We start from the raw sequence: 12,128 nt of genomic DNA on the forward strand, positions 1-12,128 counted from the left end.
AACAAAACCTTGTGAAAAAATTTTGATTAAGTCTTCGATCGATTAGTATTCGTCAGCTCCACGTATCACTACGCTTCCACCTCGAACCTATTAACCTCATCATCTTTGAGGGATCTTATAACCGAAGTTGGGAAATCTCATCTCGAGGGGGGCTTCATGCTTAGATGCTTTCAGCACTTATCCCGTCCATACATAGCTACCCAGCTATGCCGCTGGCGCGACAACTGGTACACCAGAGGTATGTCCATCCCGGTCCTCTCGTACTAAGGACAGCGCCTCTCAAATTTCCTACGCCCACGACGGATAGGGACCGAACTGTCTCACGACGTTCTGAACCCAGCTCGCGTACCGCTTTAATGGGCGAACAGCCCAACCCTTGGGACCGACTACAGCCCCAGGATGCGATGAGCCGACATCGAGGTGCCAAACCTCCCCGTCGATGTGAACTCTTGGGGGAGATAAGCCTGTTATCCCCGGGGTAGCTTTTATCCGTTGAGCGATGGCCCTTCCATGCGGAACCACCGGATCACTAAGTCCGTCTTTCGACCCTGCTCGACTTGTAGGTCTCGCAGTCAAGCTCCCTTATGCCTTTACACTCTTTGAATGATTTCCAACCATTCTGAGGGAACCTTTGAGCGCCTCCGTTACTCTTTAGGAGGCGACCGCCCCAGTCAAACTGCCCGCCTGACACTGTCTCCCAGCACGCTAAGTGCTGCGGGTTAGAAATCCAATACAATTAGGGTAGTATCCCACCAATGCCTCCACGTAAGCTAGCGCTCACGCTTCTAAGGCTCCTACCTATCCTGTACAAACTGTACCGAATTTCAATATCAGGCTACAGTAAAGCTCCACGGGGTCTTTCCGTCCTGTCGCGGGTAACCGGCATCTTCACCGGTACTATGATTTCACCGAGTCTCTCGTTGAGACAGTGCCCAAATCGTTACGCCTTTCGTGCGGGTCGGAACTTACCCGACAAGGAATTTCGCTACCTTAGGACCGTTATAGTTACGGCCGCCGTTTACTGGGGCTTCGATTCGTAGCTTCGCAGAAGCTAACCACTCCTCTTAACCTTCCAGCACCGGGCAGGCGTCAGCCCCTATACGTCACCTTACGGTTTAGCAGAGACCTGTGTTTTTGATAAACAGTCGCTTGGGCCTATTCACTGCGGCTCTTCAGAGCGTGAACCCTAAAGAGCACCCCTTCTCCCGAAGTTACGGGGTCATTTTGCCGAGTTCCTTAACGAGAGTTCGCTCGCTCACCTTAGAATTCTCATCTTGACTACCTGTGTCGGTTTGCGGTACGGGCACCTATTTTCTAGCTAGAGGCTTTTCTCGGCAGTGTGAAATCAACGACTCGAAGAAACGTGTTTCTTCTCCCCATCACAGCTCAATCTTTACGAGTGCCGGATTTGCCTAACACTCAATCTCACTGCTTAGACGTGCACTCCAACAGCACGCTTCGCCTATCCTACTGCGTCCCCCCATCGCTTAAAACGAATTTAGGTGGTACAGGAATATCAACCTGTTATCCATCGCCTACGCCTTTCGGCCTCAGCTTAGGACCCGACTAACCCAGAGCGGACGAGCCTTCCTCTGGAAACCTTAGTCAATCGGTGGACGGGATTCTCACCCGTCTTTCGCTACTCACACCGGCATTCTCACTTCTAAGCGCTCCACATGTCCTTGCGATCATGCTTCAACGCCCTTAGAACGCTCTCCTACCATTGTCCTACGGACAATCCACAGCTTCGGTAATATGTTTAGCCCCGGTACATTTTCGGCGCAGTGTCACTCGACTAGTGAGCTATTACGCACTCTTTAAATGATGGCTGCTTCTAAGCCAACATCCTAGTTGTCTGGGCAACGCCACATCCTTTTCCACTTAACATATATTTTGGGACCTTAGCTGGTGGTCTGGGCTGTTTCCCTTTCGAATATGGACCTTATCACCCACATTCTGACTCCCAAGTTAAATTATTTGGCATTCGGAGTTTGTCTGAATTCGGTAACCCGAGAGGGGCCCCTCGTCCAAACAGTGCTCTACCTCCAATAATCATCACTTGAGGCTAGCCCTAAAGCTATTTCGGAGAGAACCAGCTATCTCCAAGTTCGATTGGAATTTCTCCGCTACCCTCAGTTCATCCGCTCACTTTTCAACGTAAGTCGGTTCGGTCCTCCATTCAGTATTACCTGAACTTCAACCTGACCAAGGGTAGATCACCTGGTTTCGGGTCTACGACCAAATACTCATTCGCCCTATTCAGACTCGCTTTCGCTACGGCTCCACATTTTCTGCTTAACCTTGCATCAGATCGTAACTCGCCGGTTCATTCTACAAAAGGCACGCCATCACCCATTAACGGGCTCTGACTACTTGTAAGCACACGGTTTCAAGTTCTCTTTCACTCCCCTTCCGGGGTACTTTTCACCTTTCCCTCACGGTACTGGTTCACTATCGGTCACTAGAGAGTATTTAGCCTTAGGAGATGGTCCTCCCAGATTCCGACGGAATTTCACGTGCTCCGCCGTACTCAGGATCCACTCAAGAGAGGTCACGTTTTCGACTACAGGATTATTACCTTCTATGATTAACCTTTCCAGGTTATTCGTCTAACATGTCCTTTTGTAACTCCGTATAGAGTGTCCTACAACCCCAACAAGCAAGCTTGTTGGTTTGGGCTCTTCCCGTTTCGCTCGCCGCTACTCAGGGAATCGATTTTTCTTTCTCTTCCTCCGGGTACTAAGATGTTTCAGTTCTCCGGGTCTGCCTTCTTACATGCTATGTATTCACATGTAGATAACACGACATAACTCGTGCTGGGTTTCCCCATTCGGAAATCTCTGGATCACAGCTTACTTACAGCTCCCCAAAGCATATCGTCGTTAGTAACGTCCTTCTTCGGCTTCTAGTGCCAAGGTATTCACCGTGCGCCCTTAATAACTTAATCTTTGTGATGTTTTGGCAATCGCTTGCATTCGGCTTCATTTCTTTCTTCGCTTGCTCAGTTACGTGTAGTAATCTTCGCTTCGCTCATCAAGAAATTCATAGACTGACAAACGTTTTCAAAACATCATCTGTCTACCGAATTTACGACACCAACATCCACCAGTCATTAATTATGTGAGTCGTCATTTGACGACTAGCGATAATTTTTTAGTTTCAAGCTTTCGCTATTCACTCGGTTTTTGCTTGGTAAAATCATTTATACTTACTTATCTAGTTTTCAATGTACAAGTTTAATTAAAATGGTGGAGACTAGCGGGATCGAACCGCTGACCTCCTGCGTGCAAAGCAGGCGCTCTCCCAGCTGAGCTAAGCCCCCATAATCATTAAATTTTCAAATGGTGGGCCTAAGTGGACTCGAACCACCGACCTCACGCTTATCAGGCGTGCGCTCTAACCAGCTGAGCTATAGGCCCATTTGAAATGTTGAATTCTCAAATATGAGCATTCAAAACTGAATACAATATGTCACGTTAATCCGCTTATCACCTAAAGGTGATATTCCGTATATTATCCTTAGAAAGGAGGTGATCCAGCCGCACCTTCCGATACGGCTACCTTGTTACGACTTCACCCCAATCATTTGTCCCACCTTCGACGGCTAGCTCCAAATGGTTACTCCACCGGCTTCGGGTGTTACAAACTCTCGTGGTGTGACGGGCGGTGTGTACAAGACCCGGGAACGTATTCACCGTAGCATGCTGATCTACGATTACTAGCGATTCCAGCTTCATGTAGTCGAGTTGCAGACTACAATCCGAACTGAGAACATCTTTATGGGATTTGCTTGACCTCGCGGTTTCGCTGCCCTTTGTAATGTCCATTGTAGCACGTGTGTAGCCCAAATCATAAGGGGCATGATGATTTGACGTCATCCCCACCTTCCTCCGGTTTGTCACCGGCAGTCAACTTAGAGTGCCCAACTTAATGATGGCAACTAAGCTCAAGGGTTGCGCTCGTTGCGGGACTTAACCCAACATCTCACGACACGAGCTGACGACAACCATGCACCACCTGTCACTTTGTCCTCCGAAGAGGAAAACACTATCTCTAGTGCGGTCAAAGGATGTCAAGATTTGGTAAGGTTCTTCGCGTTGCTTCGAATTAAACCACATGCTCCACCGCTTGTGCGGGTCCCCGTCAATTCCTTTGAGTTTCAGTCTTGCGACCGTACTCCCCAGGCGGAGTGCTTAATGCGTTAGCTGCAGCACTAAGGGGCGGAAACCCCCTAACACTTAGCACTCATCGTTTACGGCGTGGACTACCAGGGTATCTAATCCTGTTTGATCCCCACGCTTTCGCACATCAGCGTCAGTTGCAGACCAGAAAGCCGCCTTCGCCACTGGTGTTCCTCCATATCTCTGCGCATTTCACCGCTACACATGGAATTCCACTTTCCTCTTCTGCACTCAAGTTTTCCAGTTTCCAATGACCCTCCACGGTTGAGCCGTGGGCTTTCACATCAGACTTAAAAAACCGCCTACGCGCGCTTTACGCCCAATAATTCCGGATAACGCTTGCCACCTACGTATTACCGCGGCTGCTGGCACGTAGTTAGCCGTGGCTTTCTGATTAGGTACCGTCAAGACGTGCACAGTTACTTACACGTTTGTTCTTCCCTAATAACAGAGCTTTACGATCCGAAGACCTTCATCACTCACGCGGCGTTGCTCCGTCAGGCTTTCGCCCATTGCGGAAGATTCCCTACTGCTGCCTCCCGTAGGAGTCTGGACCGTGTCTCAGTTCCAGTGTGGCCGATCACCCTCTCAGGTCGGCTACGTATCGTCGCCTTGGTAAGCCGTTACCTTACCAACTAGCTAATACGGCGCGGGTCCATCTATAAGTGACAGCAAGACCGTCTTTCACTATTGAACCATGCGGTTCAATATGTTATCCGGCATTAGCTCCGGTTTCCCGAAGTTATTCCAGTCTTATAGGTAGGTTACCCACGTGTTACTCACCCGTCCGCCGCTAACGTCAGAGGTGCAAGCACCTCGTCTGTTCGCTCGACTTGCATGTATTAGGCACGCCGCCAGCGTTCATCCTGAGCCAGGATCAAACTCTCCATAAAAGAAGTAAGCTTGATTAGCTCTTTTTGATTGTTTAAGTCAATCACTCTCGAAAGTACTACTCTGAGTACTCAAATTATCGGAATTAACGTTGACATATTGTCATTCAGTTTTCAATGTTCATTTTTGCTGTTACGATTAATTATTATACTTAAAAGCTTTCGTTGTGTCAACTACTTTTTTAAGTTTTTTTCGAATCAGCTTTTGATGTTTTGTTGAAGCGTTTCGTCTTTTCAACAATATTCATCATATATTTTATCGCCGAATTATTCAAGTGTTAATTTTACACTTCGTTTATTTAATTTAAAAAGCATTTTAATTAGCTTCTTAAAGTGATTTCTTTCGACGACTGCTATATCTTATCAAGCTATATATAAAACGTCAATAATAATATCGAGGTTTTTTATAATAAAATTACTATACTAAAGAAATGAAACACCTTTAGAGTTAATTTGATAGAAAATATGCTTTGAAATCTGCTTTTTTATTCTATGTCTATCCATTTTCCATATATGATTGGAAGTGATACAGACTATACGATAAGTCAAACTTAGAAAACTGCCTAACTTATTCTATTTGCTAAATAAAAAAGTCACTTCTCTCTATAAGTATTTTTGAAAGAAGTGACATCTATTTAAATTTAAGATTTGTTTTCTTCTGATTGCTGACATGATTCACAAATGCCATAAATTTCCATACGATGGTGTGATACATTAAAATTGGTCACGTGTTGTGCTAACTGTTCAACTTCACTCAATAATGGATAATGAAAGTCAACAATTTTACCACACTTTTCACAAATCACATGATAGTGATTGTGCGTATCAAAATCGAAGCGACTTGATGCATCTCCATATGTAAGCTCTTTGACAATCCCTATTTTTTTGAAGACTTTTAAATTATTATATATCGTTGCAACACTAATATTAGGAAAATCAGGTGATAAAGACTGATAAATCTCGTCAGCAGTTGGGTGTGTGTCAACCTTGATCAGAAACTTTAGAATTGCTTGTCGCTGTGGTGTGATACGAACACCTGCTTTTCTTAATGAAGCAATTGATTCTTCCAATTGATGCTCATGTTGTTGTTGTGTTTCCAAATCTGCTTGCATATTTCTCACCTTTCTTTCCAATTAATAATAATTATTACTTAACAATAATATAAGACTTTTTATAATCTAATGTCAATGGAAATACTAATATCCCTTACTTAAATCAACTTCATTCTCAATTAGAGGCTTCTTATTGAGAAAATGTGTGAGATTTTTCTTGAAGATATGGGTCGCTTTTATTTTATTGCTAGCCCCGTTTCCGGTTATATGACTCGTTAATACCACATTGTCTAGCGTATACAGTGGAGAATCTGGTTTGAGAGGCTCCTCTTCAAAAACATCAAGGTAAGCTGCCCGAATATATTTCTCTTTTAAAACATGTACCAAAGTTTCTGTACTTACAACAGATCCCCTACCTAAATTAATGAAAAGTGCACTTTCTTGCATCGCTTCAAAATCCGAGACTTTTAACAGATCCTGTGTATCTTTCGTTTCAGGTAGGACATTCACAATAATATCCGCTTGATTCAAAACTGCCTTTCTTTCATCGATAGCATACGTTTCATCAAAGTTTTCAACTGCATGTCCAGATGTATTGAGCCCAATTGTGCGCATACCAAATACTTTCGCAATTTGTGCTGCCCGTTGTGGAATCACACCTGTCCCGAAAAACATCATTGTCGTATTTTCTAACGTACCCCCTGTCCTTTTATGATTATATATTTTTTGCTGTTGTTCATCATATACTGCTTTTAACTGTTTGTAGTCATCTAATATAAAAGCAAATAACCATTCACTTAACTGTTGTGCATGTACACCCTTACCATTCGTCAGCAAAATATTACGTTCTCGTAACTTCTCCAAAGGTAAGCTGTTGACACCCGTTGCATACCATGCAATCCATTTAAGGTTGGGTGCTGCATCAATAAGTGCCGCATCGACTGCACCATGGTATGAAATCAAAACATCCATGTCTTTTTGTATTTCTGAAGGTAATTCACCTGGATATTTATAAAATTGGAATGTAACATCGGGAAATTGTTCTTGTAATGCTGACTCTTCCTCCCCTAAACGCATTAAGCTTACAACTAACATTTCTCTACCCCTCCAATATCTCTTTTAGCTGTGCGATCTGTTCTTTGACTTTAACTTTTTCAATAACTTCTAAAATAGTTCCTGCTTCATCTAATACAAAAGTCGTTCTCACGATCCCCATTGATTCTTTGCCAAACGATTTTTTCAATTGATAAACGCCGACTGCTTCTGATAATTCATATTCTTCATCGACTAACAAGTCAAAATTCAATTGATGTTTGTTAATGAAATTTTGATGTTTGCGTTGTGAATCTCCACTAATTCCATACACTTCTACATTCAAATCATTAAAATATGAAAGATTATCTCTAAAATCACAAGCTTCTGTTGTACATGTTGGTGTATTGTCTCTTGGATAGAAATACACAATTGCCTTCTTACCTTTCAATGTCTCTTTTGATAAAACTTCTCCATCTTGGTTCTTAAGTGTAAACTCTGGAAATGGCATACCTTTTTGTAACATAAACATCCCTCTCTCTTATTTTCATTACAATTATGATACGATAATAAGGAAAAAGATTAAATAGAAAGAGGTTGAAGTCAAGATGGAGTTTACAAAAAGCGAGCAATTACAACAACAATCTAACGAATATATTCTAGGTGGTGTCAACTCTCCTTCTAGATCCTATAAAGCAGTCGGAGGCGGTGCACCTGTCGTAATGAAGTCTGGTAAAGGTGCCTATTTGTATGATGTCGATGGAAACCAATATATCGATTATCTACAAGCATACGGCCCGATCATCACTGGTCATGCACACCCACATATTACAAAAGCAATTCAAGAACAAGCTGCTCTTGGCGTTTTATATGGTACGCCGACAGAACTAGAAATCGAATTCGCTAAAAAGTTACGTGAAGCGATCCCTTCTCTTGAAAAAATGCGTTTTGTTAATTCTGGTACAGAGGCCGTAATGACAACGATTCGTGTCGCTCGTGCCTATACAGGTCGCAATAAAATTATCAAATTTGCAGGCTGCTATCACGGTCATTCAGACTTAGTCCTTGTTGCTGCAGGAAGTGGCCCTTCTCAGTTAGGTTCTCCTGATTCTGCTGGTGTCCCACAAAGTGTTGCACAAGAAGTCATAACTGTTCCATTTAATAATATCGATGCTTTTAAAGAAGCGATGGATCACTGGGGTGAACAGGTCGCAGGTGTTCTCGTCGAACCGATTGTCGGTAACTTTGGTATGGTAGAGCCACAACCTGGCTTTTTAGAACAAGTGAATGACATTACACACGAACATGGTGGACTCGTTATTTATGATGAAGTCATTACAGCTTTCCGTTTCCATTACGGTGCAGCACAAGACTTATTAGGTGTTTACCCTGACTTAACTGCATTCGGTAAAATTGTTGGTGGTGCCTTGCCAATCGGTGGATACGGCGGCCGACAAGACATCATGGAACAAGTGGCGCCACTCGGACCGGCCTATCAAGCTGGAACAATGGCAGGTAACCCACTCTCAATGAAAGCAGGAATTGCCTTACTAGAAGTATTGGAACAAGACGGTGTCTATGAACATCTCGATCACTTAGGTGAAAAATTAGAAAAAGGCTTACAAGCATCAATTGACAAATATCAAGTTAAAGCAACAATTAACCGTGTTAAAGGTGCCTTAACAGTGTATTTCACCGATGAAAAAGTGACACACTATGAACAAGCAGATCAATCTGATGGTGAAGTTTTCGCGAAGTTTTTCAAATTAATGCTAAAACAAGGGATTAACTTAGCACCTTCAAAATACGAAGCTTGGTTCTTAACAACAGAGCATACGGAAGCAGATATCGATAAGACACTTGCTGCTGCGGATTACGCTTTCCAACAATTATAAAAATATTGTAATAGCGCATCTCATTGACTTGTTCTGCAACAAAATGATTGACAGTTGTTAAAATATGCTTATACCATATATAAAACACAATCTGCATATCGAATAACAAAGGGAATATGATTAAAGGAGCGCTATTATTTGAAATTAGGAGCAAGAATTTTAAAAACAGGTATTGCGATTATACTGGCAGTTGCAGTCGCTTCACTGTTACCAACCGAAGCAGGTATGGTGACTGTCGCAGGTATTGCAGCTGTTGTCGCAATGCAACCAAGTGTTTATCGAACCTTTAAAACCATTATTGATCAATTTCAAGGAAACATTATCGGGGCGTTATTAGCAGTGGTAATGGTTACTGTATTCGGTAACAATATGCTTATCATGGGAGCAACGGTTATTCTACTGATCGCCCTACTATACAAATTGAACATTGCACATGTTGCGACATTAGCAACCGTTACAGCATTGATTATTATGGGGCAACATGATGGTTCATTTTATGTTTCTGCATTTTATCGTTTTACTTTGGTAATGATTGGTGTCATTAGTTCTTTCATTGTCAACTTGACTTTCCTACCACCAAAGTTTGAAACAAAGATTTACTATAACTCCTTGCACATCACAACAGACATTTTTAAATGGTTCAAGCTTGTACTCAATGATGCCACAGAGTTTAATCATGTAAAAACTGACCTCGAAGTGTTAAGGCAACGTATTGTGAACTTAGAGCAGTTGTTAGAGTATTACAAAGAAGAGCGACCATTTACGAAAAAACAGCGCTATGCCCTTATTAGAAAAAAGATATTGTTCAAAGAAATGGTCCTTTCTACACGTGATGCCTATGATGTGTTGAAACGAATGAACCGTTATCAAAATGATATGACGCATTTAAGTGACACATTACGATTACAAATGAAGTTAGAAATTGATGAATTAACACAATTTCACGAGCAGATTTTAATCAGTATTACGAAAAAGGCGAAGTTCAACATGCCTGAAACGACAGAAAAAATCCCAAACCCTTTAAAGCGAGAACTCATGGATGCTTTTCAAGATGAAGTGACGCACAACCCGGATCAGCAGGACTATTCATATCGCAATATTATTCATGTGATTTCTGCTTTGGAAGAATATCGTTATAACTTAGAACATTTAAACCGCTTGAGTATTAGTTACTTTAAGTATCATGCAAATGATCCAGAAATTGATATTTTAGAAGAAGATTTCGATTTATAACACAAAAACCGTCCACCAAGTGCAGTGGACGGTTTTTCATTATAGATTTTGAATATTGTATAGTCGTTGATACGCGCCTTGTCGCTGCATCAAGTCTTCGTGTGAACCACTTTCGACAATTTGACCATTTTCAATGACAACTATGCGATCAGCATGTGTAATCGTTGAGAGTCGATGTGCCACAATCAATGTCGTACGATCGTGACTGAGTGTTTCAAGTGCATCTTGAATAATTGCTTCACTTTCAAGGTCTAATGCACTTGTTGCTTCATCCAATATGAGTATCGGTGGGTCGTTTAAGAATATACGTGCAATCGATAAGCGTTGTTTTTGACCACCTGATAACTTCACACCACGCTCACCGACTTCCGTATCATATCCGTTCGGTAACGTCATAATAAAATCATGTGCGTTTGCCATTTTAGCAGCAGCGACCACTTCTTCAAAAGTAGCATCAGGACGCCCAAGTAAGATGTTTTCTTTAACAGTATCGGAAAATAAAATGTTGTCTTGTTGTACCATGCCAATTTGTCGTCTCAAACTTCCTGTTTCGAAGTCTTGAATTGGATGACCATCAATCGTAATATCACCTGATGTCACATCATAAAAACGCGGAATCAAAGTGATCAATGTTGACTTGCCGCCCCCACTCATGCCGACAAATGCAACAGTTTCACCGTGTTGAATGTCTAGATTGATATTTTTAAGTACCTCACGTTCGTCTTCATTGTAACGAAAAGAGATATTATGAATACCAATATCACCACGTTCTATTTTGTAAGGTTGTGCATTCGGTAGATTTTTAATGTCATATGGTTCATCGAATAATTGGAATACACGGTCCATCGATGCAAAACTTTGTGTCAACGTTGTAAAAGAAGAAACAAGTCGACGTAATGGCCCGTACAATTGTTCAAGATAACTTACGAATGCCGCCAATGTTCCGACTGTAACATCTCCTGAAATGGCAAGGTATGCACCGTAACCGATCACAATCAGTGGTCCAATGTCAGTAACTGTATTAATTGCTGAGAATGAATACGCATTCCAACGTGTGTGACGAAAGGCTTTATTTAAGAAATTGGTATTTCGTTTATCAAAATTTTTCGCTTCATTGTCTTCAATTGCAAAGCTTTTAATAACGGCCATACCGTTGACACGTTCATGTAAAAAGCCTTGTGTTTCGGCTAATTTTTGAGAACGTTGACGTGTTAATTCTCGCAAACGACCGAAGAAGAAATACACGGTTAATATATAAAATGGGAGGACGACAATTGCTGCAAATGTTAGTTTTACATCTAAGAAAAACATGACTGATAAAGCGATGATAATCGTAATACAGTCAAGCCAGATATTCATAAGTCCTGTCAATATGAAATCTTTCGTCTGTTCCACATCATTGATCACACGGGAAATGACTTCTCCCGCTTTATTGTTGGCATAAAAACGAGAGCTGAGCGCCTGTAAGTGATCATAAAGTTTTTTTCGTATATCATATAATATTTTGTTACTTGTCCATTGCGCCATGTACTGACGTAAAAACTCAATGGGCGGTCGTACAATGACAAAAATAAATGCCGCAATACCCATTGCGATCATCAATTGTGTATATTTGTCAGAAATACTTAACGCCCCATTATTAATCACATCATCAATCACGTACTTAATCAATAATGGAATCAACAATGGGATGCCAAATTTGAGTATACCTACAATAATGGTACCGAAGATGAGCCATTTGTAAGGCTTTACAAACTCAAGATAGCGTCTAATCATGGTGTTCCCTCCATATTCAATTTTTATTAGGTTCGTCATAAAATAGTGCATTAAATCATATCGTTATCT

Annotated in this window: 6 protein-coding genes, 2 tRNA genes and 2 rRNA genes; 2 read left to right on the top strand and 8 right to left on the bottom strand. The window is 41.8% G+C overall.

Annotated features, from left to right (window positions below):
* Positions 1–22 precede the first annotated feature (22 nt).
* The 7 genes from MUA51_RS07325 to bcp form a co-directional block, all read right to left on the bottom strand.
* Positions 23–2,947, bottom strand: a 23S ribosomal RNA gene (locus tag MUA51_RS07325).
* A 299-nt stretch (positions 2,948–3,246) separates the two neighbouring features.
* A tRNA-Ala gene (locus MUA51_RS07330) sits at positions 3,247–3,322 on the bottom strand.
* 20 nt (positions 3,323–3,342) lie between these two features.
* Positions 3,343–3,419 (bottom strand) — tRNA-Ile (locus MUA51_RS07335).
* A gap of 104 nt (positions 3,420–3,523) precedes the next feature.
* Positions 3,524–5,074 (bottom strand): 16S ribosomal RNA (locus tag MUA51_RS07340).
* Together the 16S and 23S rRNA genes with 2 tRNA genes alongside form the textbook arrangement of a ribosomal RNA operon.
* Positions 5,075–5,712: 638 nt before the next feature.
* Positions 5,713–6,183, bottom strand: coding sequence for a peroxide-responsive transcriptional repressor PerR (gene perR, locus MUA51_RS07345; RefSeq protein ID WP_262559143.1), 471 nt, complete (start codon positions 6,181–6,183; stop codon positions 5,713–5,715).
* Between the two features lie 84 nt (positions 6,184–6,267).
* Positions 6,268–7,218: a phosphoglycerate dehydrogenase gene (locus tag MUA51_RS07350; RefSeq protein WP_262559145.1), complete on the bottom strand. Its 951-nt coding sequence runs from the start codon at positions 7,216–7,218 to the stop codon at positions 6,268–6,270.
* A 4-nt stretch (positions 7,219–7,222) separates the two neighbouring features.
* On the bottom strand, positions 7,223–7,681 hold the full coding sequence (gene bcp / locus MUA51_RS07355; RefSeq protein ID WP_262559146.1) for a thioredoxin-dependent thiol peroxidase: 459 nt from the start codon (positions 7,679–7,681) through the stop codon (positions 7,223–7,225).
* Positions 7,682–7,763: 82 nt separating this feature from the next.
* On the opposite strand from bcp, the gene MUA51_RS07360 reads away from it, so the two are divergent.
* Together MUA51_RS07360 and MUA51_RS07365 are read left to right on the top strand one after the other, a co-directional pair.
* Positions 7,764–9,050 (top strand): glutamate-1-semialdehyde 2,1-aminomutase, encoded by a 1,287-nt coding sequence (locus MUA51_RS07360; RefSeq protein WP_262559147.1) that lies wholly within the window; start codon positions 7,764–7,766, stop codon positions 9,048–9,050.
* 138 nt (positions 9,051–9,188) lie between these two features.
* Complete coding sequence (locus MUA51_RS07365) at positions 9,189–10,283, top strand: FUSC family protein (RefSeq protein ID WP_262559148.1); 1,095 nt, start codon at positions 9,189–9,191, stop codon at positions 10,281–10,283.
* A gap of 39 nt (positions 10,284–10,322) precedes the next feature.
* On the opposite strand, the gene MUA51_RS07370 is transcribed toward MUA51_RS07365, so the two are convergent.
* Positions 10,323–12,059 carry an ABC transporter ATP-binding protein gene (locus MUA51_RS07370; RefSeq protein WP_262559149.1) on the bottom strand — a complete coding sequence of 579 codons (1,737 nt, stop codon included), beginning with the start codon at positions 12,057–12,059 and terminating at the stop codon, positions 10,323–10,325.
* Between the last annotated feature and the right edge of the window lie 69 nt (positions 12,060–12,128).

This window comes from Staphylococcus sp. IVB6214, from assembly GCF_025558585.1.
In the GTDB taxonomy this organism is placed as follows: Bacteria; Bacillota; Bacilli; order Staphylococcales; family Staphylococcaceae; genus Staphylococcus.

Bases quoted from the DNA above. Each gene is read 5' to 3' on its own strand.
- perR (WP_262559143.1), bottom strand. From the start codon at position 6,183: ATGCAAGCAGATTTGGAAACACAACAACAACATGAGCATCAATTGGAA.
- MUA51_RS07350 (WP_262559145.1), bottom strand. From the start codon at position 7,218: ATGTTAGTTGTAAGCTTAATGCGTTTAGGGGAGGAAGAGTCAGCATTA.
- bcp (WP_262559146.1), bottom strand. From the start codon at position 7,681: ATGTTACAAAAAGGTATGCCATTTCCAGAGTTTACACTTAAGAACCAA.
- MUA51_RS07360 (WP_262559147.1), top strand. From the start codon at position 7,764: ATGGAGTTTACAAAAAGCGAGCAATTACAACAACAATCTAACGAATAT.
- MUA51_RS07370 (WP_262559149.1), bottom strand. From the start codon at position 12,059: ATGATTAGACGCTATCTTGAGTTTGTAAAGCCTTACAAATGGCTCATC.